Here is a 21676-nt window from a genome sequence, read left to right as displayed (position 1 = left end):
CACCACCAGCGATCAATGATCGCGTTCGACCGCCAGCGTCGCCAGTGCACGCAGTGCATTGGCCTCTTCGCCGTACCCGGCCAGGATCGCCTGCATGCGTGCCGCGAGTTCGTGCAGCTGGGCCTTCGCCCCGTCCATGCCGAGCAAGGCGGGGAAGGTGCTCTTGTCCTGCGCCTGGTCCTTGCCGGCGGTCTTGCCCAGCTGCTCGGAGCTGGCCTCGACATCGAGGATGTCGTCGCGTACCTGGAAGGCCAGACCGAGCGCATCGGCGAAGCTGTCCAGCTGGGCCAGCTGCGGTTCGTGGGCCTGACCGCACAGCGCGCCCATGCGCACCGCTGCGCGGATCAGCGCGCCGGTCTTCAGCGCGTGCATGCGGGTCAGCGCCGCCAACGCCTGCTGCTGGCCGGTGGCATCGATATCCAGCGCCTGGCCGCCGCACATGCCGGACGCGCCGGAGGCGTGGGCCAGGGTCTGCAGGCACGCCACGCGCAGCGTGGCCGGCAGCGGTGCATCAGCCAGCAGGCCGAAGGCACGGGTCTGCAGGGCGTCGCCGGCGAGGATCGCGGTGGCTTCGTCGAAGGCGATGTGGGTGGTCGGCTTGCCACGGCGCAGCGCGTCATCATCCATCGCCGGCAGGTCGTCATGCACCAGCGAGTAGGCGTGGATGAGCTCTACGGACATGGCCGCCGCATCCAGGCTTTCCGGCTGCGCACCGAACAGGTGGCCACTGGCGTACACCAGCAGCGGGCGCATCCGCTTGCCACCGCCCAGCACCGAATAGCGCATGGCCTGGTGCAGGCGCTGCGGTGCTTCGGCAGGCGAGGGCAGAGCGGCGTCGAGCTGGCTTTCGATACGGTCGCGCCAGCGCGCGAACAGAACCTCAGCCGTCATGGCTGGGCGGATCGAAGGGCTCGGATGCTTCCGGCTGCGCCGGATCGCTGAGCAGGCGCACGCGCAGTTCGGCCTGCTCCAGCGCCTGCTGGCACTGGCGATACAGACCGACGCCACGTTCGTATGCACTGAGCGAGGCTTCCAGGCTCAGCTCGCCGGTTTCCATCTGCTCCACCAGCTGTTCCAGCGATTCGAGCGACTGCTCGAACTGGGCGACCGGGGAGGCGTTTTCGGGGGACTTCTTGGCCATGTGGCAAGTGTGGACGGGCCGCGCGCGGGGGTCAATTCACCAGCCGCCGGGACGCCACTGCAACTGTGCGCCATGCGCCTGCAGCCAGGCCTGCAGCGGTGCGGCGATGACCACGTCGGCGGCGGCCAGCAACTGCGGGCCATCAAAGATCAGCGGCAGCTGCGCGCGTCGCCACGGGGCGAGGTGTTCGCGTTGCAGGCAGTCCTTCAACGCGTGCGAATGCTGGCGACCGAGCAGCAGGATGCGCTCACCGCCCACGCGTGCACGGACCTGCAGCGGGCGTTCGAAGGCCGGGGTGCCCTGCAGGCGCAGTTGTCCGCCATCGGGCAGCGCCAGCGGTGCGCGTCCATCCCATTCGGCCTGCCAGTCATGGGGAAGCGCAGGCAGCTGCGCGGGCAGGAGATAGGCATGATCGCGCCATTGCTGGATGGCATGATGGTGCCAGCGCACCCGCGCCTGGCGATCGTTGCCGGCGGGCAGAAGCTCGGCCAGTGCCTGCTGCAGCACCGTGGCCGGCAGCGGTTCCGCACCGTGGCCGGCCACCCAGGCACGTAGCACGCGTGCCGCACGGCCCAGTGAGACCTGGCGCAGCAGCTGCAGCGACAGCACCCGCGGTGCCACCTCCAGATGCGCGATCAGCTCGGCGTCTTCCTCCTCCAGCAGCTCGCGGGTCTGCCGGCAATGCAGGGCGCTGCCCGCCAATGCAGCGGCGGCATGCGGCCAGCGCTGGCGCAGCAGCGGCAGCACCTGCAGGCGCAGGAAGTTGCGATCGGCGTGGTCGTCGGCATTGCTGGGATCTTCTATCCAATGCAGTGCGCATTGCCGGGCATGGTCGAGCAGCGCACTGCGCGGCACCGCCAGCAGCGGTCGCCACAAACGGTGTTCGCCCAGGCGGCTGTCCGCGGACATCGCGGCAAGACCATCGACGCCGGAAGCGCGCAGGGCGCGCAGCAGGAAGGTCTCGGCCTGGTCGTCCAGGTGCTGCGCCAGTGCCAGCGTTTCGCCGTCGCGCAGTTCGGCCGCGAACGCGGCGCGTCGTGCCTGCCGCGCCGCGCCTTCAAGGCCGAGGCCCGCGCGGTTGTCGACCTGCACGCGATGCACGGCCAGTTCGATGCCCCAAGCCTCGCATTGCCGCTGGCAGTGCAGCACCCAGTCATCCGCATCGGGCTGCAGCCCGTGGTGCACGTGCACCGCGCGCAGCGCCGTGCCGGAGGCCTGGGCGCAGCGCCACAGCCAGTGCAGCAGCACGGTGGAGTCGACGCCACCGCTGTAGCCCACCAGCAGCGGCGCATCCAGCGGAACAAGGGCAGGGAAGGCAGTCACGGCGGCAAGTATAGGGTTGCTCGGCAGGGCTGCGCCCTGCACCCGCAGACGCGCAGGCAACGGCAACGGCCGAAGCAACAGCAACAGCTGGTTTCCTGAGGGTTGGCGGATTGGGTCCGGTTGCGGGAGACGCCGTAAACCCGTCCATGGGGGCTTGGCCGCGGCATCCATGCCGCGGACACTCCCGCAACCGGACCCACCCCGCCTTCGACAGATTCTCGCGATTTCTTCGCTCTTCTGTAGAGCCGAGCCATGCTCGGCTCAAATCGATCCGATATCGAAATATTTGATTCCGATGGAGATTCATCCACGCATGCGTGGATCTACCGTGTCGACCAAGGTCGACACCTACCAACAGCCTCCGGAATCTGTCAGAGGTGGGGCGGTGTCGGAGTGCGGGGTGTCAGCCGCATGGGCCCGAGGCATGCCTCGGGCGGGTTGGGCAGGACGCCCAACCCCGGTCTTGCCGTGTGCGCAGGACTGCGCACACGAGCAAGCGGCTGCCAAGCTTACAGGGACGTACTTGCAGCGTCCCCGCACTCCGACACCGCCCCGCCATCCCACGGAATGCTCGCTTTTGACGTTGACGTTGACGTTGCCTTGGCTTGAAGCCTCTGCAGGTGCAGGGCGCAGCCCTGCCGAACAACCCTCTACTTGACCTGCACGTCGATCACGCCGTCGCCAACGCGAGCCTGCAGGGCGTCACCGGGCTGTACCTGATCGACCTTCCGCACCAGCGTACCGTCGTCGCTGCGGGTCAGGATGCTGTAGCCACGGGCCACGGTCGCCAGCGGGCTGACCGCTTCCAGCGAACGCGCCAGCCCGCGCAGGCGCAGTGCATCGCGTTCCAGCAGGCGCTGCATCGCAATCTGCGGGCGCCCGCGCAGGGCTGCCAGGCGGCGCTGCATCGCGTCGAGCTGGCGCTGCGGATGATGCCCGCGCAGGATCGCCGCCGCATGGCGCAGGCGCGCGGCGCGGCGCTCCTGCTGCTGGTTGAAGGCGGCATGCAGGCGCCGGCCCAGATCCAGTTGGCGGCGGCGCAGCAGGTCCAACCGCGCCTGCGGGCTCTGTGCGTTCAGGCGCAGCAGGGCGCGGTCGGCGCGCTGCATCGCCTGCTGCATCGCATGCCGTTGCAGCTGCACCATGCGCGCCGCCGTGCGGCGCAGGCGCAGGGCCAGTTCGCGCTGGTCCGGGACCAGCAGCTCGGCAGCCACCGACGGCGTCGGTGCGCGCAGGTCGGCGGCAAAATCGCTGAGGCTGAAGTCGGTTTCGTGGCCCACCGCCGACACCACCGGGGTGCGGCTGGCGGCGATCGCTCGGGCCAGGGCTTCATCGTTGAAGGCCCACAGGTCTTCCAGCGAGCCGCCGCCGCGGGTCAGCAGGATCACGTCGTAGCGGCCACTAGCGTCGGCAGCCTGGAGCAGCCGGGTGATCTGCGCTGCGGCGCTGCTGCCCTGCACCAGGGTCGGCAGCAGGTCCACTTCCAGCAGCGGGAAGCGGCGGCCGAGCACGCTCAGCACGTCGCGCACGGCGGCACCGGTGGGCGAGGTGATCACTGCCAGGCGCTGCACGTGCGCCGGCAGCGGCCGCTTGCGTGCCGGGTCGAACAGGCCCTCGGCCTCCAGGCGTGCCTTCAGCTCCTCGAAGGCACGGCGCAGCGCGCCTTCGCCGGCTTCTTCCATGTGGTCCAGCACCATCTGGTACTCGCCACGGGCGTCGTACAGGGTCACCTTGCCGCGCACCAGCACGCGCATGCCTTCGCGCGGCACGAACTTCAGGTACTGCGCCTTCATCCGGAACATCGCTGCACGCAGCTGCGCGCGCGCATCCTTCAAGGTGAAGTAGAGGTGCCCGGAGGCTGGGCGTGCCACGCTGCCCAGTTCGGCCTCGACCCAGATCGCCGGGAAGCTGCCTTCCAGCAGGTCGCGGGCCAGGGTGTTGAGCTGGCTGGGGGTGAGGATGTCGTTGTTGCGTGGCTGCATGGGAACGGCGTGCGGCGGGCGGAACGGGGGCTCAGGATCGCACGTCAGCGCACCGTGTGCTGGCCCAGCGCCCACTGCACGTGTTCACGCACCAGCGGCGAGGGATCATCGATGCGGGTATGCAATGCGACGAGCGCTTCGGTCGAGGACGGTGCGTTGCCCAGTGCCACGGCGATGTTGCGCAGCCAGCGTTCATGGCCACTGCGCCGGATCGGGCTGCCTTCGGTACGGCGCAGGAACTCGGCTTCATCCCAGGCGAACAGCTGGTCCAGCCGCGCGGTATCGAGGTTGTTGCGCGCGCGGAAATCGGCTTCGTCGGTACGCTTGGCGAACTTGTTCCAGGGGCAGACCAGCTGGCAGTCATCACAGCCGTAGATGCGGTTGCCGATCAACGGCCGCATCTCTTCGGGAATGGCGCCGTCGTGCTCGATGGTGAGGTAGGAGATACAGCGCCGCGCGTCCAGCCGCTGCGGTCCGGTGATGGCCTGGGTCGGGCAGACATCGATGCAGCGCGTGCAGGTACCGCAGTGTGCTGTGGCCGGTGCATCGATCGGCAGCGGGATATCGATGTAGATCTCGCCGATGAAGAACCAGGAGCCGCCATGGCGGTCGATCAGGCAGGTGTGCTTGCCGATCCAGCCCAGGCCGGCATTGCGCGCCAGTGCGCGTTCCAGCACGGGGGCCGAATCGACGAATACGCGGTAGCCCAGCGGTGCCACTTCATCGTTGATCTGCGTGGCCAGCTTCTGCAGGCGGTTGCGCATCAGCTTGTGGTAGTCACGACCCAAGGCGTAACGGGCCACGTAGGCGCGGCCCGGGTCGGCCAGGGTTGCCCAGGCTTCGGTGTCGTCCTTGTGGCTGTAGTCCATGCCTACCGAGATCACCCGCACGGTGCCGGGCAGCAGTTCGGCCGGGCGCGCGCGCAGGGTGCCGTGGCGCGCCATCCAGTCCATCGTGCCGTACAGGCCCTGGCCCAGCCAGTCGGCCAGGTGCGCTTCATCCTCGCCCAGCTCGATGCCGGCGATGCCGCAGCGCTGGAAGCCATGCGCACGGGCGAGTTCGCGGATGCGCTGCACGGCCTGGGCCGGATCGACAGGGGCGGGGACGGGGGACATGTGCACCAGTATAAAATCCCCGCATGGCCAACCTTGCCGATCTGTTCGATTCCGCTGCCGCGCGTGCGCTTGATGCGCAGGCCTCGGCGCTGGCCGCCGAGGGCGGTTGGGGCCTGATGGCACAGGCCGGCCAGGCCGCCTGGCAGTGCCTGCTGCAGCATTGGCCGCAGGCGCAGCGGATCGGCGTGGTGGTCGGTGCGGGCAACAACGGCGGCGATGGCCATGTGCTGGCCCGTCACGCGCTGCAGGCCGGGCGCGAGGTGATGGTGATCGCCTTGCCGGGGAAGTCGCCGTCAACCGTGCTGGCACAGCGTGCAGCATCGGAGTTCAAGTCGGACGGCGGCACCATCACCGATTTCGACGGCGCGCTGCCCGAGGCCGATATCTGGGTTGATGCTCTGTCCGGGCTGGGCTTCGATCGCGCGCCGGAAGGCGCGGCGCAGGCGCTGATTGTCGCGCTCAACGCGCAGGCGGCACCGGTTCTGGCGCTGGACGTCCCCAGTGGCGTGGATGCCGACCGCGGCGCCGTACCGGGCGAGGCGGTGAGGGCGGCGCTGACCGTGCAGTTCATCGTGCCGCATCGCGGGCTGTACACCGGCGATGCGCTGGACCATTGCGGGCGGAAGGCGCTGGCGCCGCTGCAGCTACCTGCGGCCGCATGGCAGGATGTGTCACCCGCTGCGCAGCTCTGGACGCAGGTGCGCCTGCCAGCCCTGCTGCCGCCGCGCCGCGCCAATTCCCACAAGGGCGAATCCGGGCACGTGCTGTGCGTCGGCGGCAACCATGGCAGTGGCGGCGCCATCGCCATGGCGGCCGAAGCGGCGTTGCGCGCGGGTGCTGGATTGCTGAGCCTGGGCACCCGCCGCGACCACGTTGGCCCGTTGCTGGCTCGGCTGCCCGAGGCCATGACCCATGCACTGGAAGATGGTGACGCGCTGCCGGCACTGCTGGACAAGGCCAGGGTGGTGGCGATCGGCCCCGGTCTGGGCCAGGACGAATGGGCGCGCGCACTGTTTGCGCGGGTGCTGGCCAGCGCCAGGCCACTGGTGGTCGATGCCGATGCACTGAACCTGCTGGCGCAGGATCCGCGCGCGCTGCCCGACGCCATCCTTACGCCGCACCCGGGCGAGGCCGCGCGCCTGCTCGGCTGCAGCACCGCTGACATCCAGGCCGACCGCTACGCCTGCGCGCAGGCACTGGCCGAGCGCTTCCACGCCGTGGTGGTGCTGAAGGGCGCCGGCAGCATCGTCGCAGCGCCGGGGCAACGGCCACGACTGATTGCGGCTGGCAATCCCGGCATGGCCGTGGGTGGCATGGGAGACCTGCTGACAGGCATCATCGCCAGCCTGCGTGGGCAAGGCTTGGCCGCCTTCGATGCCGCCGCCACTGGTGCGCTGCTGCATGCGCTTGCCGGCGACGTCGCTGCCGCCGACGGTGCGCGCGGCCTGCTTCCTACTGATCTGCTGTCGCCGCTGCGGCGACTGGCCAACCCGGAACTTTCCCGATGATCGATTTCTTCCTTGCCGACAGCGATGCCACCGAACTGCTCGGGCAGTGGCTGGCCGCCACCCGACCGCCGCAGGCGCTGGTCGAACTGCGCGGCGACCTGGGCGCCGGCAAATCCACCACCGCCCGCGCACTGCTGCGCGCACTGGGCGTGCAGGGGGCGATCCGCAGCCCGACCTACACCCTGGTCGAGCGCTATCCGCTGGCCAGCGGTGGCGAGGCCTGGCATCTGGATCTGTACCGGATCGGCCAGGCCGGCGAGCTCGATTTTCTCGGGCTGGACGAGGGCAGCGCGGTGTTGTGGCTGGTGGAATGGCCGGAACGCGGCGCTGGCGCGCTGCCGCCGACCGACCTGGTGGTGGCGCTGGAGATCGAGGGGCAGGGGCGTCGCGTCCGTCTCACTGGAGCCAGCGACGTCGGACATGAATGGCTGGAACGGCTCCCCCAAGGGGGCGACTTGCAGGCCATTTCTGTCGGCTGACGAGAACAAACACCGGCAGGTTACGGATTATTAAGGAAAAAGGTGTTGCATTCCGTTCAGCGCGGTGATTGAATCCTGAGCCATGCGCCCGGGGAACCGTCTCATTGCCATCTGTGCCGCCGTCGGACTGAGTCTGGCGAGCGTCAGTGCGTGGGCCGGTGAAGTCCGTCAGGTGCTGCTGAATACCGGCGCCACCGGCACCCGTGCCGAGATCTCGCTGGTCGGCAGTGGCGGCTACAAGACCTTGTCGCTGGCCGGACCGAACCGTCTGGTGGTCGATTTCCCGGACTCCAGCGCCGTACGCAACCTGAAAATGCCGGCCGCGCAGGGCGTGGTCACGGCGGTGCGTACCGGACAGCCTGTGCCGGGAACTTTCCGTGTCGTTTTCGACCTCGCTGAATCGGTGGCGCCGTTCCGCCCGCAGATGCAGCGCGAAGGCAATGAATCCAAGCTGGTGATCGAATGGCCGGGCGATGGCCCGGCCGTGGCCGCCAGCCGCCCGCCGGCGACGCCGGCGGTGCAGCCGCAGGCACCGGTCAACACGCCCGCACCGACGCCGACGCCGGCCGAGAGCGCGCAGTCGCGCAACGACGCCGCGCGCGCCACCGCACTGCTGACCGCGCAGGTACAGCAGCAGGCCAGCGCCGCAGCTGCCACACCGGCCACACCGACCCCGGCCCCGTCCACTGCACCGGCCCAGGTCGCGGCAGCGGGCACGGCTGCCAGCAGCACGCCGTCCGCATCGCCGGCTGCGATCCTTGCCGGCCAGCGTACCGCCGCCGTGGTAACCACGCCGCCGGCCACAGCGCCTGCACCGGTTCCGACCACGGTGGTGCCACCGCGTCCGGCCATGCCCAGCGATGCCTCGCGCATCCGCATGCAGGCTGGTATGCGCCACCTGGTGGTGGCCATCGATCCAGGCCACGGCGGCCAGGACCCCGGTGCGATCGGCCCGACCGGCAAGCGCGAGAAGGATGTGACCCTGGCCGTAGCGCGTGAGCTGGCCCGTCAGGTCAACGCGACGCCGGGCCTGAAGGCCTACCTGACCCGCGACAGCGACGTGTTCATTCCGCTGCCGATGCGCGCGCAGAAGGCGCGTGCGAACAAGGCCGACATCTTCATTTCGATCCATGCCGATGCGGCGGAAAACCGTTCGGCCACAGGCTCGTCGGTCTATGTGCTGTCGACCAAGGGCGCCTCTTCGCAGCGCGCCCGCTGGCTGGCGGACAAGGAAAACGCGGCCGACCTGGTCGGTGGCGTGCGCCTGCAGCAGACCGAAGGCACGCTCGCCAACGTGCTGCTGGACCTGGCCCAGAGCGGCTACATGAAGGCGTCCGAGGACGCGGCCGGCCATGTGCTGGGCGGCCTGAAGCGGATCGGCAACAACCACAAGCCGAACATCGAGCGCGCCAACTTCGCGGTGCTGCGTACTTCGGACATGCCGGCGATGCTGGTGGAAACCGCGTTCATCTCCAATCCGGATGAAGAGCGCCGCCTGATCGACCCGGCCTACCAGCGCAAGATCGCCGGTGCGGTGCTGGACGGCGTGCACACGTTCTTCAGCCGCCAGCCGCCGCCGGGCACGTTGTATGCCGCCCGGGCCCAGGCCGAGATCGACGCCGCCGGCACCATGGCCGGCGGCAGCAAATAATCCGCTTCCTGTAGGGTGCGGTAGAGTCGACTGTTAGTCGGCTACGCGCGTAGCGCGGGGGTTTCGGTGCCCGGCGAAGGGCAGTCGACTGACAGTCGACTCTACACGGGGCGGCTCCGCTATCATCGACCCATGAAGTCTGCTGCCCATCCTCTCCCATGAGTGCGCCCGGCCCGCGCCCGATCCGGCCGTTGCCGGAGATCCTCATCAACCAGATCGCCGCCGGCGAAGTGGTTGAACGTCCCGCGTCGGTGGTCAAGGAGCTGGTCGAGAACGCGATCGATGCCGGCGCCAGCCGCGTTGATATCGACCTTGAGGAGGGCGGTGTCCGCCTGATCCGCATCCGCGACAACGGCAGTGGCATCGCACCGGAACAGCTGCCGCTGGCGGTCTCACGCCACGCCACCAGCAAGATCGCCGATCTGGACGATCTTGAATCGGTGGCCACGCTCGGTTTCCGGGGGGAAGCGCTGCCGTCGATCGCCTCGGTCAGCCGCTTCACCCTGTCCTCGCGTCGCGCACATGACGAACACGGTTCGGCGCTGCAGATCGAAGGCGGCAAGATCGGCGAAGTGACGCCGCGCGCGCATGCGCCGGGCACCACGGTGGAAGTGCGCGAGCTGTTCTACAACGTACCGGCGCGGCGCAAGTTCCTGCGCGCCGAGCGCACCGAGCTGGGCCATATCGAAGAATGGCTGCGTTCGCTGGCGCTGGCGCGGCCGGATGTCGAACTGCGCGTCTCCCACAACGGCAAGGCCTCGCGTCGCTACAAGCCCGGCGATCTGTATTCCGATGCGCGATTGGCCGAAACGTTGGGCGAGGATTTCGCCAACCAGGCCGTTCGCGTCGACCACAGCGGTGCCGGCCTGCGCCTGCACGGCTGGATCGCGCAGCCGCATTATTCGCGCGCCAGCGCCGACCAGCAGTACCTGTACGTCAACGGCCGCTCGGTGCGCGACCGCAGCGTCGCCCATGCGGTGAAGATGGCCTATGGCGATGTGCTGTATCACGGCCGTCAACCGGCCTACGTGCTGTTCCTGGAGCTTGACCCGACCCGCGTCGACGTCAACGTGCACCCGGCCAAGCACGAGGTGCGCTTCCGCGACTCGCGGCTGGTCCATGATTTCGTCTACCGCACCCTGAAGGATGCGCTGGCCGACACCCGTGCCGGCATGTCGGCGCAGGACATCGGTGCCGGCTCCGCGCATCCGGTGGATGCAGGCGCGGCACCGATGGCCTCCAGTGCGGGCGCCTCCGGTTTCGGTCTGGTCCGCGGTGCCGCACCGGGGGCCGGTTCGAGTGGCGGCGGTGGTGGGTTCTCGGGCTGGCGACCGCAGCAGCCGCTGGGGCTGCAGGTAGCCGATGCACCGGCGGCCTATGCCGCGTTGTATGCCGCACCGGCCGGCGCCGAACGCGATGCTGCGCTGCCGCCGATGCCGACCGAGAACGGGCTGCCGGTCACCAGTGCCGACGCAGGCGTGCCACCGCTGGGCTACGCGATCGCGCAGCTGCATGGCATCTACATTCTGGCTGAGAACGCCGAAGGCCTGATCGTGGTCGACATGCATGCGGCACACGAACGCATCGGTTACGAGCGGCTGAAGAACGCGCACGATGGCATCGGCCTGCAGTCGCAGCCGCTGCTGGTGCCGATCACGCTCGCAGTGGGCGAGCGCGAAGCCGACACCGCCGAGAATGAAAGTGAAACCTTGGCCGCACTCGGCTTCGAGGTGACCCGTGCCGGCCCCGGTGCGCTGCACGTGCGCAGCATTCCAGCGCTGCTGGCGCATGCCGAACCGGAAGGCCTGCTGCGCGATGTGCTGACCGACCTGCGCGAACACGGCCAGAGCCGGCGCGTGGCCAGTGCACGCGACGAACTGCTGTCGACCATGGCCTGCCATGGCGCGGTGCGCGCCAACCGGCGCCTGACCGTGCCGGAAATGAACGCGCTGCTGCGCGACATGGAAATCACCGAGCGGTCCGGCCAGTGCAACCACGGCCGACCGACCTGGGCCCGTTTTTCGCTGGCGGAGATTGACCGCTGGTTCCTGCGCGGACGTTGAGGGGAGCATCGATGCGTTATCGGGGAATGGGCGGCCTGCTGGCCGCTTTGGTGTTGGCCGCCTGCAGCCCGGCGACGCCGCCGGCACCGGCCTCGGCCGCGGAGGATCCGTCCTATGCCGCCGAGCAGCAGCAGTGGCGGGTGGCACGCTATCAGGACCTGACCCGGCCCGATGGCTGGACCGCGCTGGTCGGCCTGCACTGGCTGCAGAACAAATCCCACTTCGTCGGCAGCGGCGCGACCAATGGCATCCGCCTGGCGGTTGGGCCGGACAAGCTGGGCCTGCTGCGCCGTGAAGGCAGCCAATGGTGGTTCACGCCCGAAGCCGGTGTGGATGTCAGCCATGATGGCCAGCCGGTGCGCGGCCGCATCCGCATCGACACCGACAAGGATCCGCAGCCGACGCTGCTGGCCTTCGATGGCGGCAAAGGCCAGCTCAGCATCATCCGCCGCGGTCCGCGCGATGCGCTGCGGGTCAAGCACGCCGATGCGCCGGCACGTCGCGATTTTGGTGGGCTGGAGTACTGGCCGGGTGGTCCGGACTGGCAGGTGCAGGCGCGCTTCATCGCGCACCCGCCGGGCAAGACCCTGCCCATCGTCGACATCACCGGCCTGACCACCGAGATGCCGAACGCAGGCGCGGTCGAGTTCCAGCGCGATGGCCGCAGCTGGCGGCTGGAGGCGATTGGTGCCCCCGGCCAACCGCTGTTCCTGATCTTTGCCGACCGCACCAGTGGCCGCGGCAGCTATCCGGCCGGGCGTTACCTGGACACCGACGCGCCGGGCGCCGATGGCACGGTGCGCATCGATTTCAACCATGCCTACAACCCACCGTGTGCGTTCACCGCCTACGCGACCTGCCCGTTGGCGCCACCGGAAAACCGGTTGGACCTGCGTGTGGAAGCGGGCGAGAAGGCGTACCACCTGCCTGAAGGAGACGGCTGATATGCCGATCAGATCCCTGTTGCGTGCCACCGTTCTGTTGGCGGCCTGTGCGCTGGCACCGCTGGTTGCAGCGCGTACCGTGCAAGCCGACACCGCTGGCGCAGCGGCGGCCAAGCCGCCGGTGCCGTTGCTGTGGAAAGTGACCGGCCCGGGCGACTCGCGTGTCTACCTGCTGGGTTCCTTCCACCTGCTGAAGCCGCAGGATTACCCGTTGTCGCCCGATGTCGAACAGGCGTTCGAGGCATCGCAGCGGGTCGTGTTCGAACTGTCGCCGGAAGACATGCAGTCACCACAGCTGGCCAGCCGCATGGTGCAGGCGGCGGTCCGCACCGATGGCAGCGAGCTCAAGCGCGATCTGGATGCCGCGACCTGGCAGAAGCTGCAGGTGTTTGCCACCGAAAACAAGCTGCCGCTGGCGCAGATGCAGGGGATGAAGCCGTGGTTTGTCGGCCTGAGCATTTCGGTCGGGCAGATGCAGAAGCTGGGCCTGGACCCGGCACTGGGCCTGGACCGTCACTTCATGGAGCGCGCGCAGAAGACCGGGCGCAAGACTGCGGGACTGGAAGACATCGACACCCAGATCGGCATGCTCGACGGAATGACGCTGCAGGAACAGCGGCAGATGCTGGCCGAAGCGCTGGACCAGGCCGGCAAGGCCGACGAGCAGGCACGCCAGCTGCACGACGCCTGGCGCCGCGGTGACGAGCGCGTGCTGTGGACCCGGATGGCGGCGGAAATGCGCCAGCAGTATCCGCAGCTGTATCAGCGCATCAATACCGGCCGCAATGATGCCTGGGTGCCGAAGCTGCTGTCGTACCTGCAGGCAGGGCAGGGCGGTACGCTGGTGGTGGTGGGCACGCTGCACCTGCTGGGCAACGACGGCGTGGTCGAGAAGCTGAAGGCGAAGGGTTACAAGGTCGAGCGTGTATGCACGGGGTGCAAGGCGAAACGCTGACGTATCGTTGGCGCGATGCCAAACAAAACGGCGCGCCAGGGGCGCGCCGTTTTCGTATCAGCCGATGCTGCAGCTCAGCGGCGGGTCTTGCCGCCGCTGCCGGTGCCCGGTTCGTTCGGCTTGTTGCCGGTACCTGCGCCGGTTCCCGTTCCGGTGCCGCCCGGACGCGGGCCACCGAAGCCTGTGCCCATGTTGCGCTGGAATTCCTGCCACAACTCCAGGTTGCGCTCGGTCAGCTGGTTCATCATCGCCCACGGGGTCTGGCCCAGCAGGTTGCCCATCTGCTGGCGGAACTGCTGCTGCTGGTCGAGGAAGACCTGCATGCTGCGCTCCAGGTAGTTGCCCATGAAGCCCTGCAGGGAATCGCCGTAGAAGCGGATCAGCTGGCTCAGCAGCTGGGTGGACAGCATCGGTTCGCCGTCCTGTTCCTGGTCGGCGATGATCTGCAGCAGGACCGATCGCGTGAGGTCGTCGCCGCTCTTGGCGTCGCGGACTTCGAAGTCTTCACCGTCCAGGATCAGCTGGCGCACGTCCTCGATGGTGATGTAGCTGGAGATCTCGGTGTCGTAGAGACGGCGGTTCGGATACTTCTTGATGATGCGGGTCGCAGCCATGAAGCGGTACTCGTCACAGTAGACGCGCAGCATGGCGCAGTGCAGCAGCCGTTGCAACCGCCTCAGCCCCCGCCAGGCTTGGCTTTCGGCGGCCATCGTGTTGCGCAACAAGGGTTTGCGTGTTGCGCAGCATGACTCTTGGCAGGGGCCGGCGGCGTTCGCCGCGATGGCCCGCTGCGCGCCTTACCAACCCATATGGTGGCCGCCGTTGATGTCCAGGTTGCTACCGGTGATCCACGAGGCTTCGTCGGCGACCAGGAACGAGACGCCGTAGGCGATTTCCTCCGGCTTGCCCAGGCGTCCGGTGGGGATGTCGGCGATGATCTTGGCACGCACCTCCTCCGGCACCGCCATCACCATGTCGGTAGCGACGTAGCCGGGCGAAATGGTGTTGACGGTGATGCCGAAACCAGCATTCTCGCGGGCCAGCGAGATGGTGAAGCCGTGCATGCCGGCCTTGGCCGCCGCGTAGTTGGCCTGGCCGTACTGGCCCTTCAGGCCGTTGATCGAGCTGATCTGGATGACCCGGCCCCAGCCGCGGCGGCGCATGCCCTCGATGACCGGACGGGTGACGTTGAACACCGAATTGAGGTTGGTGTTGATCACATCGTGCCACTGGTCCGCGCGCATGCGATGGAACGTGGTGTCGCGGGTGATGCCGGCGTTGTTGACCAGGATCTCGACCGGACCCAGTTCGGCCTCGACGGCGCGCACCAGCGCTTCGGCGCTGTCCGGATCGGAGACATCGCCCGGGAAGATCGACACGCTGTAGCCGCGTTCGGTCATCGCCTGCTGCCAGGCGCGGGCCTTGGCCTCGTCGCGGTAGTTGGTGGCGACCCGGTGGCCCTGGTCGGCCAGGCGTTGGCAGATGGCGGTACCGATGCCGCCGGTTCCGCCGGTGACCAGTGCGACGCGAGATGTCATGGAGTGCTGTCCGGGTATCAGGTGGGGGAAGGGTGATTCTGCAACATCGGCGCGGAAAGTGCGCCGGCCGGCAACAGGATGTCGCTACGCGGCAGCCGCGCCGGGTCGAAGGTCCGCCGAGCGGCGGCCAGCAGCGCGTCCAGATCGTGTACCTGCGCCAGCGCCTCAGGGGCTTGGCCGAGCAGCTGCCAAAGCTGGCGCAGCACCGGCAGCGGGCGTGCGCTGTCCACCGGCAGCGACGCCAGCGACTTGGACAGTTTGTGGCCCGGCGCATCGAGCAGCAGCGGCAGGTGCCAGTAGCGCGGTACCGCCAGGCCCAACGCCTGCTGCAGCAGGATCTGCCGCGCGGTGGAATCGAGCAGGTCGGCACCGCGCACCACTTCGGTCACCCCCTGCGCGGCGTCATCGACCACCACCGCCAGCTGGTAGGCCCAGCAGCCATCGGCGCGGCGCAGCACGAAGTCGCCGACCTCGGCATGCACGTCCTGCTGCTGCGGGCCGCGCAGGCCATCGTCGAAGTGCACAAGGCTACCGGGCGGCACGCGGAATCGGACGGCCGGGTCCGGTCGTGGTTGCCGGGCGACGCAGCGATGATGGATGCCGCCGCTGGCGGCAAGGTCGCTGCGGCTGCAGTGGCAGACAAAGGCCTGGTCGTTGGCGAGCAGTACATCCAGCGCGGCCTGGTAGGCCTCGCCGCGCGTGCTCTGCCAGAGCACCGGGCCATCGTGGGCCAGGCCGAACGCGGACAGTGCCTGGAGTTGCGAATCCGCTGCACCGGGCACGGTGCGCGGCGGGTCGATGTCTTCGACGCGCAGCCGCCACAGGCCGCCGTGATGGCGGGCGAGCAGCCAGCTGCCGAAGGCGGCGAGCAGGGATCCGGGGTGGAGCAGGCCGGTCGGCGAAGGGGCGAAGCGGCCGCAGGGAATGGGGGAGGTCATGCTGGCTGAATCGTCGGTCAGGTTGGCGCTTGAATTCAAGCTGACCGCACCGCAAATTGATCGATATCGACCCCTTCCGAGCCGGAATTTCCCATGTTCACCCGTATTGCCCTCTTCCTGGCCACGAACTTTGCCGTGCTGATCCTGGCCAGCATCGTGATGTCGCTGTTGGGAACCGACCCCAGCAAGATGAGCGGCCTGCTGATCATGGCCGGCATCTTCGGTTTCGGTGGCTCCTTCATCTCGCTGCTGCTGTCCAAGTGGATGGCCAAGCGCTCCACCGGCGCGATGGTGATCACCGAGCCGCGCAACCAGACCGAGCGCTGGCTGCTGGCCACCGTCGAGCGCCAGGCCAAGGCGGCCGGCATCGGCATGCCCGAAGTGGCCGTGTATGAAGGCCCGGAGATCAATGCCTTCGCCACCGGTGCCAACCGCAACAATGCGCTGGTGGCGGTGTCCACCGGGCTGCTGCACAACATGAGCGAAGACGAGGCCGAAGCGGTGCTGGGCCACGAGATCGCCCACGTCGCCAACGGTGACATGATCACCATGGCGCTGTTGCAGGGTGTGCTGAACACTTTCGTGATCGTGCTGGCCCGCGTGGTCGGCGGCATCATCGACAGCGCGCTGTCGGGCAACCGCGAAGGTGGTGGCCGCGGCTTCGCCTACTACATCATCGTGTTCGTGCTGGAGATGGTGTTCGGCCTGTTCGCCACCATGATCGCGATGTGGTTCTCGCGCCATCGCGAATTCCGCGCCGACGCGGGTGGTGCCTCGCTGGCCGGCCGCCAGAAGATGATCGCCGCGCTGGAACGCCTGCAGCTCAACCACGGCCAGAGCACGCTGCCGACGCAGATCGCGGCGTTCGGTATTGCGGGTTCGACGGCGAAGAAGCTGTTCATGAGCCACCCGCCGCTGGAAGAGCGCATTGCCGCGCTGCGGGCGTCGACGGTGGCATAAGCGTCCACTTGTAAAGCAGTGCAGGAACGCCTGGCCCCGCGCCGGGCGTTTTTGTTTGTGCGCCCGCGCATGGGTGGCGCCGGGCAGGACCCGGCGAGAGTCATTTCCGCGACCGCGGAGGGGTGTCGCTTTCTTTGCTCGTGCAAAGAAAGCGACACCCCTCCGCGGTCGCGGAAACGAATCTCCCGGCGCGCAAACGAAAACGGCACCCTCGCAGGTGCCGTCTCCATGAACCGCTTTACACGGAATCTCAGAACTTCGCGTCGAACTCCGCCGCGTAGCCAGTGTTCACCAGCACCTTCTGCAGCGACTCGGCCACCTTCAGGTTGCCGGCCACGATCTGGTGGGTCTCCGGGCCACGGTTATCCATGCGGCCCAGGGTGGCGCCCTTGAAGTCGCAGACCTTGCCGCCCGCCTCGCGGACCAGCAGCAGGCCGGCAGCGATGTCCCATGCCTTCACGCCGGCTTCGAAGTAGGCGTCGGCGCGGCCGCAGGCCACGTAGGCCAGGTCCAGCGCGGCCGAGCCGGTGCGGCGGATGTCCTCGCCGTGCACCAGCAGGGCGTCGACCGCCTTCAGCTGGGCGCTGGCGCGGTTGCGCTCGCGCGGCGCAAAGCCGGTGTGGATCATGGTGCCTTCCAGATCCTTGCGGTCGGCCACGCGGATGCGGCGATCGTTCAGCACGGCACCAGCGCCACGGCTGGCGGTGAACAGTTCATTGCGCAGCGGGTCGAAGATGACCGCATCGGTCGGCTCGCCGTTTTCGACCAGGGCGATCGACACGCAGTAATGCGGCACGCCGCGCAGGTAGTTGCTGGTGCCGTCCAGCGGGTCGATGACCCACATCTGGCGGCGCTCGCCCTGCACGCCACCTTCTTCACCGAAGATGCCGTAGTCCGGGTAGGCGCGCTTGAGTTCCTTGACGATGACCTTTTCCGCGTCCGCATCCACTTCGCTGGCGTAGTCCATCCGGCCCTTCTGCACCACGTTCAGTGCCTCGAGCTTGTTGATGTTGCGCAACAGGACGTTGCCGGCGAGGCGGGCGGCCTTGACCATGACGGTTACGGCGGGTTTCTGCATGGCGTGGGCTCCCGGAAAGGCAGAAGAGATGGACTGGCGGGGGAAAAGAGCGGGTCCGGCGCAGTGGCCGGCCGCACAGTTTACCATTGGTCATCGTCCAGCTCGACCTTTCCCTGTTCATGTCCCAGTTTCCTGCCGCCACCCGCCTCCGATTCGTCCTGGTCGGTACCCAGCACCCCGGCAACATGGGCGCTGCCGCCCGCGCCCTGAAGACCATGGGCCTGGCCCGCCTGGTGCTGGTTGCCCCCGAAAAACCGCTGGACGAGGAGGCCTTCCGCCGCTCGGCCGGTGCCGAAGACGTGCTGGGGGATGCCCCGGTGGTGGCCACCCTTGCAGAGGCGGTGGCCGATTGCCGCCTGGTGCTGGGCTGCACCGCCCGTGCCCGCCGCGTCCAGCTGGAGGAGTACCTGCCCGCCGATGCCGCTGCCCGCGCGGTGGCCAAGGCCGGCGAGGGCGCCGAGGTGGCGCTGGTGTTCGGCCGTGAGCGCACCGGCCTGACCAACGAGGAACTGCAGCTCTGCCATGCGGCGGTGCACATCCCGTCCGACCCGGAGTTCAGCTCGCTCAACCTGGCTGCCGCCGTGCAGGTGCTGGCCTACGAAACGCGCATGCAGCTGCTGGGCGCGCAGCCGGCCACCGATGCCGAGCCCGGTTTCCGCGAACAGGCGGCCAGCCACGAGCAGATGGAGAGCTTCTTCGCCCAGCTGGCTGACACGCTGGACGAGATCGATTTCCACAAGGGCCGCGCCCCGGAATCGGCGATGCGCAAGCTGCGCCGCCTGTTCCTACGCAGTGAGCCCAGCGAGCAGGAAGTGCGCCTGCTGCGCGGCATCCTCGCCGACACCCAGCGCATGGCGCGACTGGCCCAGGCAGGCGACAAGGACAGCTGACGACGTTCTCATTTTTTCGGGTAGTCTGTCTGGATACCCAGGGGGGATGAAGCCTGTGTCGGGTCTGCGAAAGGCAATGCAGGGGGGACTGCTGAGCCTGGCCATGGTCCTGCTGGCCGGGACGGTGCGTGCAGCACCGGACCCGGTGCTGGTGCTGGGCCGGATCAGCGATGATCCCAAGGCCCATTACGAGCAGCTGCAACCATTGCTGGACTACGTGGTGGCGCGCATGCACGACGTTGGCATCAAGGAGGGGAGGATCCTGATGGCGCGCGACCCGCAGCAGATGGCCAGCTATCTGCGGCGGGGCAGGGTCGACTGGGTCACGGAAACCTCCGGTACGGCGGTGGCGCTGGGCCAGCGCAGTGGCGCCCGTCCACTGCTGCTGACCGAGCGCAACGGCGTGCGTGATTACCAGACGGTGTTCTTCGTGCGCCGCGACAGCCCGATCCAGCGCGTGCAGGATCTGCGGGGCCATCGCCTGGCCCTGCAGAACACGGCGTCCACCAGTGCCTATCTGGTGCCGGTGATGACATTGCTGCAGGAGGGCCTGTCGCCCCAGATCCTGGCCGGTGCATGGGACATGCCGGGCCGGGACAGTGTGGGTTACGTATTTGCACGCAGCGAGCTGAACATCGCGACGTTCGTGCACAAGGGGGTGGTTGACGTGGGGGCGGTGAGCAGCGTGGACTGGAACGACGAGCGGCGGATGCCGGCAGCGTTCCGGCGCGACTTCCGCGAGCTGTTGCGCACCGAACCCTACCCGCGTGCGGTGGAGATGGTCCGCGCCGACCTTGATCCGCGCGTGCGCGATCGCCTGCAGGAAGTGCTGCTGCAGGCAGCCAGCGACCCGCAGGCACAGGGGGCGCTGCATCGGTTTTTTGGCACTTCCGGGTTCCACCGCGTCGATGCGCATGCGCAGCAGCGGTTGGATGAATTGAAACAAGGATTGACGCGCGTGCGGATGGAAGTGGAATGAAGTGGCTTGGCTCGGGGATGCAGGCCCGGTTCCTGCTCGCGATGGGCGGGGCGATGGTCGTGGTGATCGCGATCCTTGCGGTGTTGTTGGGGCGGCAGGCGGCGATGCAGGGCGAGGTGCGCACCCTCAGCGGTGGCGTCATCCATGAATTGTTCGACCGCAGCGTGCGCAGCCGCGGCGAAGCGATGGCGCGCGAGTTGTCCGATTCACTGGCCAATCCCCTGTACTACCGCGATCTGGACCAGGTCGGCGCACTGCTACGCGGCACCGCGCGGCTACCGTTGGTGCGCTATGTGCTGGTGTTCGACGAACGTGGCCGGCTGGTGCATGACGGTTCGATCGAGGTATCTGGATTCGGTCAGCCGATGGCCGATCCACTGGCACCCAGGGCTGCCGCCGCGCAGGCGTTGGTCGTGCAGGAATCGCCGAAGGTGCTCGACAACGCGATGCCGATCATGATCGGCAATCAGCGCATTGGTGGCGTCCGGGTTGGCATGGCGCTGGACGAGGTGCAGCAGCGCGAGCAGGCGGCCAATGCCACCCTGGGCGAGCGCCTGCAGCAGGTCGGCAGCCGTCACCTGGGCTGGCTGCTGCTGATGCTGGGCCTGCTGGTGGTGATCGGCGTCGTGGTGATCCTGTACGTGCAGCGCACCCTGGTCGCACCGATTCGTGATCTTGCCATCGCTGCCCGTCGCATCGAAGCCGGTGACTACCAGACGCCCCTGGCCGAGAATACCCGCGACGACGAGGTCGGCGAACTGGTGCGCGGTTTCGCCCGGATGCGTGATGCGATCGCCCGCCATGACCGCGAAGTGCGGCGCATGGCCTATACCGACGCGCTGACCGGGCTGACCAACCGGCTGGCATTCCGCGAGGCGCTTGATCATCGGCTGATGGCTGCCCGTGCCGCCAATCACCGGTTGGGCCTGTTGTTCGCCGATATCGACGATTTCAAGCGGGTCAATGACACCCTTGGCCACGAAGCCGGCGATGAGGCATTGCTGCAGTTCGCCCAGCGTATTGGCCGCGCGGTCACCGAGGCCGGGGGCGATGAAGCCCTGCTGGCCCGCTTCGGCGGCGACGAGTTCGTGATCCTGGTGGGCGACGGTGATGTGGCCGCCAACGCGCGGCTGCTGGCCGAAGTGCTGGTGCGCGAGCTGGGCAAGCCGCTGGTGGTGCAGGGCAGGGAACTGTTCCTGGGCACCTCGATCGGCGTGACCCTGTTCCCCGACGATGCTGCCGATGCGACTACGCTGCTGAAGAACGGCGACATCGCCATGTACCAGGCGAAGATGGCCGGCAAGAACTGCTATCGCTATTACAGCCGGGCGATGGACCACGCGGTCGAGCGTCGCGTGCATATGGAACAGGAGCTGCGCGGTGCCTGGGAGCGCGGCGAACTGCGCCTGGCCTACCAGCCGATCTTCCGCATGCGCGACCGCCGCATGGTTGGCGTCGAAGTGCTGCTGCGCTGGCAGCATCCGACCCTGGGCACGATTCCGCCGTCGGTGTTCATCGAAGTGGCCGAGCAGAGTGGGTTGATCGAGATCATCGGCCCGAAGGTGCTGCGTGCGGCCTGCATGGAGGCCTCGCAGTGGCCACGTGGCGCGAGCGGCGATGATCTGTTCGTTTCGGTCAACGTGTCGCCGCGTCAGCTGCGCGGCGGCGAGCTGCCGGCACTGGTTGCGCAGTGCCTGCACGAGTCCGGGCTGCCCGCCTCGCGCCTGCATCTGGAGCTGACCGAAACCGCCGTGATCGGCGACGAGATGGTCGCCGCGCAGCTGCTGGACAAGCTGCACCGCACCGGCGTGAAGGTGTGGCTGGATGATTTCGGCACCGGCTTCTCCGGCCTGAGCCATCTGCGCCAGGTGCCGGTGGACGGGGTGAAGATCGACAAGAGCTTCGTGGCCGACATGCAGCGCGATCCGGACGATCTGGCGCTGACCACGGCGATCATCGCCATGGCCCACGCGCTGGGCATCACGGTGGTGGCCGAGGGCATCGAGCAGCAGGCGCAGTTCGAGCTGCTGGTGCAGCGTGGCTGCGATCTTGGGCAGGGCTACTGGCTGAGCCACCCGGTCACCGCCACCGAAGTGGTGCGGATGATCGAATCGGGTGTCTGACGGTAGATC

19 protein-coding genes are annotated in these 21676 nt (G+C 68.1%); 10 read left to right on the top strand and 9 right to left on the bottom strand.

The genetic code is table 11. From position 1 onward, the window contains the following. Positions 1-12 precede the first annotated feature (12 nt). The 5 genes from V3B46_RS03615 to queG form a co-directional block, all read right to left on the bottom strand. Positions 13-891 (bottom strand): polyprenyl synthetase family protein, encoded by an 879-nt coding sequence (locus tag V3B46_RS03615; RefSeq protein WP_154353081.1) that lies wholly within the window; start codon positions 889-891, stop codon positions 13-15. Next, positions 881-1141 (bottom strand): exodeoxyribonuclease VII small subunit, encoded by a 261-nt coding sequence (locus V3B46_RS03610; RefSeq protein WP_005410522.1) that lies wholly within the window; start codon positions 1139-1141, stop codon positions 881-883. Before V3B46_RS03610 ends, V3B46_RS03615 begins: the two co-directional genes overlap by 11 nt. Positions 1142-1177: 36 nt before the next feature. Next, on the bottom strand, positions 1178-2464 hold the full coding sequence (tilS, locus tag V3B46_RS03605) for a tRNA lysidine(34) synthetase TilS (protein WP_329891154.1): 1287 nt from the start codon (positions 2462-2464) through the stop codon (positions 1178-1180). A 650-nt stretch (positions 2465-3114) separates the two neighbouring features. Next, positions 3115-4446 (bottom strand): exodeoxyribonuclease VII large subunit, encoded by a 1332-nt coding sequence (gene xseA / locus V3B46_RS03600; protein WP_329891153.1) that lies wholly within the window; start codon positions 4444-4446, stop codon positions 3115-3117. Between the two features lie 44 nt (positions 4447-4490). After that, on the bottom strand, positions 4491-5561 hold the full coding sequence (gene queG, locus V3B46_RS03595; protein ID WP_329891152.1) for a tRNA epoxyqueuosine(34) reductase QueG: 1071 nt from the start codon (positions 5559-5561) through the stop codon (positions 4491-4493). Positions 5562-5584: 23 nt separating this feature from the next. Here queG and V3B46_RS03590 point away from each other — a divergent pair, with 23 nt between their 5' ends. From V3B46_RS03590 to V3B46_RS03565, 6 genes are all read left to right on the top strand, one after another. Continuing rightward, complete coding sequence (locus tag V3B46_RS03590; RefSeq protein ID WP_329891151.1) at positions 5585-7069, top strand: NAD(P)H-hydrate dehydratase; 1485 nt, start codon at positions 5585-5587, stop codon at positions 7067-7069. Further along, a complete protein-coding gene (gene tsaE / locus V3B46_RS03585; protein ID WP_032130506.1) occupies positions 7066-7548 on the top strand; it encodes a tRNA (adenosine(37)-N6)-threonylcarbamoyltransferase complex ATPase subunit type 1 TsaE in 483 nt (160 codons plus the stop codon). The genes V3B46_RS03590 and tsaE overlap by 4 nt, the downstream gene beginning before the upstream one ends. 82 nt (positions 7549-7630) lie before the next feature. Further along, complete coding sequence (locus V3B46_RS03580) at positions 7631-9199, top strand: N-acetylmuramoyl-L-alanine amidase (protein ID WP_154353021.1); 1569 nt, start codon at positions 7631-7633, stop codon at positions 9197-9199. Between the two features lie 158 nt (positions 9200-9357). Further along, positions 9358-11262, top strand: a complete 1905-nt coding sequence (gene mutL, locus V3B46_RS03575) for a DNA mismatch repair endonuclease MutL (RefSeq protein WP_164171735.1) — start codon at positions 9358-9360, stop codon at positions 11260-11262. Positions 11263-11273: 11 nt separating this feature from the next. Beyond that, positions 11274-12206 carry a DUF1684 domain-containing protein gene (locus V3B46_RS03570; protein WP_329891150.1) on the top strand — a complete coding sequence of 311 codons (933 nt, stop codon included), beginning with the start codon at positions 11274-11276 and terminating at the stop codon, positions 12204-12206. 1 nt (position 12207) lies between these two features. After that, positions 12208-13161: a TraB/GumN family protein gene (locus V3B46_RS03565; protein WP_329891149.1), complete on the top strand. Its 954-nt coding sequence runs from the start codon at positions 12208-12210 to the stop codon at positions 13159-13161. Positions 13162-13235: 74 nt separating this feature from the next. On the opposite strand, the gene phaR is transcribed toward V3B46_RS03565, so the two are convergent. The 3 genes from phaR to gluQRS all read right to left on the bottom strand — a co-directional run bounded on the left by phaR (position 13236) and on the right by gluQRS (position 15637). After that, entirely contained in the window at positions 13236-13775 is a 540-nt protein-coding gene (gene phaR, locus V3B46_RS03560; protein ID WP_106469705.1) for a polyhydroxyalkanoate synthesis repressor PhaR, read from the bottom strand. A 183-nt stretch (positions 13776-13958) separates the two neighbouring features. Continuing rightward, entirely contained in the window at positions 13959-14699 is a 741-nt protein-coding gene (phbB, locus tag V3B46_RS03555) for an acetoacetyl-CoA reductase (RefSeq protein WP_049423910.1), read from the bottom strand. A 17-nt stretch (positions 14700-14716) separates the two neighbouring features. Continuing rightward, a complete protein-coding gene (gene gluQRS, locus V3B46_RS03550; protein ID WP_329891148.1) occupies positions 14717-15637 on the bottom strand; it encodes a tRNA glutamyl-Q(34) synthetase GluQRS in 921 nt (306 codons plus the stop codon). A 93-nt stretch (positions 15638-15730) separates the two neighbouring features. Between gluQRS and htpX the strand changes: the two genes are divergently transcribed. Further along, positions 15731-16597, top strand: coding sequence for a protease HtpX (gene htpX / locus V3B46_RS03545; RefSeq protein ID WP_154353015.1), 867 nt, complete (start codon positions 15731-15733; stop codon positions 16595-16597). Positions 16598-16847: 250 nt separating this feature from the next. On the opposite strand, the gene V3B46_RS03540 is transcribed toward htpX, so the two are convergent. Beyond that, on the bottom strand, positions 16848-17675 hold the full coding sequence (locus V3B46_RS03540) for an inositol monophosphatase family protein (protein ID WP_088026605.1): 828 nt from the start codon (positions 17673-17675) through the stop codon (positions 16848-16850). A 119-nt stretch (positions 17676-17794) separates the two neighbouring features. On the opposite strand from V3B46_RS03540, the gene V3B46_RS03535 reads away from it, so the two are divergent. From V3B46_RS03535 to V3B46_RS03525, 3 genes are all read left to right on the top strand, one after another. After that, complete coding sequence (locus V3B46_RS03535; RefSeq protein ID WP_164171730.1) at positions 17795-18565, top strand: RNA methyltransferase; 771 nt, start codon at positions 17795-17797, stop codon at positions 18563-18565. 76 nt (positions 18566-18641) lie between these two features. Beyond that, entirely contained in the window at positions 18642-19544 is a 903-nt protein-coding gene (locus V3B46_RS03530) for a phosphate/phosphite/phosphonate ABC transporter substrate-binding protein (RefSeq protein ID WP_032952775.1), read from the top strand. Further along, positions 19541-21667: a putative bifunctional diguanylate cyclase/phosphodiesterase gene (locus tag V3B46_RS03525; RefSeq protein ID WP_329891147.1), complete on the top strand. Its 2127-nt coding sequence runs from the start codon at positions 19541-19543 to the stop codon at positions 21665-21667. The genes V3B46_RS03530 and V3B46_RS03525 overlap by 4 nt, the downstream gene beginning before the upstream one ends. Positions 21668-21676: the final 9 nt, after the last annotated feature.

Source organism: Stenotrophomonas sp. SMYL11 (assembly GCF_036320005.1).
Taxonomy (GTDB): domain Bacteria; phylum Pseudomonadota; class Gammaproteobacteria; order Xanthomonadales; family Xanthomonadaceae; genus Stenotrophomonas; species Stenotrophomonas maltophilia_A.
This window is presented reverse-complemented; position numbering and strand designations above follow the sequence as displayed.

Coding starts and splice junctions, on each gene's coding strand:
- V3B46_RS03615 (WP_154353081.1), bottom strand. CDS start 891: ATGACGGCTGAGGTTCTGTTCGCGCGCTGGCGCGACCGTATCGAAAGC.
- V3B46_RS03610 (WP_005410522.1), bottom strand. CDS start 1,141: ATGGCCAAGAAGTCCCCCGAAAACGCCTCCCCGGTCGCCCAGTTCGAG.
- xseA (WP_329891153.1), bottom strand. CDS start 4,446: ATGCAGCCACGCAACAACGACATCCTCACCCCCAGCCAGCTCAACACC.
- queG (WP_329891152.1), bottom strand. CDS start 5,561: ATGTCCCCCGTCCCCGCCCCTGTCGATCCGGCCCAGGCCGTGCAGCGC.
- V3B46_RS03590 (WP_329891151.1), top strand. CDS start 5,585: ATGGCCAACCTTGCCGATCTGTTCGATTCCGCTGCCGCGCGTGCGCTT.
- tsaE (WP_032130506.1), top strand. CDS start 7,066: ATGATCGATTTCTTCCTTGCCGACAGCGATGCCACCGAACTGCTCGGG.
- V3B46_RS03580 (WP_154353021.1), top strand. CDS start 7,631: ATGCGCCCGGGGAACCGTCTCATTGCCATCTGTGCCGCCGTCGGACTG.
- mutL (WP_164171735.1), top strand. CDS start 9,358: ATGAGTGCGCCCGGCCCGCGCCCGATCCGGCCGTTGCCGGAGATCCTC.
- V3B46_RS03570 (WP_329891150.1), top strand. CDS start 11,274: ATGCGTTATCGGGGAATGGGCGGCCTGCTGGCCGCTTTGGTGTTGGCC.
- V3B46_RS03565 (WP_329891149.1), top strand. CDS start 12,208: ATGCCGATCAGATCCCTGTTGCGTGCCACCGTTCTGTTGGCGGCCTGT.
- phaR (WP_106469705.1), bottom strand. CDS start 13,775: ATGGCTGCGACCCGCATCATCAAGAAGTATCCGAACCGCCGTCTCTAC.
- phbB (WP_049423910.1), bottom strand. CDS start 14,699: ATGACATCTCGCGTCGCACTGGTCACCGGCGGAACCGGCGGCATCGGT.
- gluQRS (WP_329891148.1), bottom strand. CDS start 15,637: ATGACCTCCCCCATTCCCTGCGGCCGCTTCGCCCCTTCGCCGACCGGC.
- htpX (WP_154353015.1), top strand. CDS start 15,731: ATGTTCACCCGTATTGCCCTCTTCCTGGCCACGAACTTTGCCGTGCTG.
- V3B46_RS03540 (WP_088026605.1), bottom strand. CDS start 17,675: ATGCAGAAACCCGCCGTAACCGTCATGGTCAAGGCCGCCCGCCTCGCC.
- V3B46_RS03535 (WP_164171730.1), top strand. CDS start 17,795: ATGTCCCAGTTTCCTGCCGCCACCCGCCTCCGATTCGTCCTGGTCGGT.
- V3B46_RS03530 (WP_032952775.1), top strand. CDS start 18,642: ATGCAGGGGGGACTGCTGAGCCTGGCCATGGTCCTGCTGGCCGGGACG.
- V3B46_RS03525 (WP_329891147.1), top strand. CDS start 19,541: ATGAAGTGGCTTGGCTCGGGGATGCAGGCCCGGTTCCTGCTCGCGATG.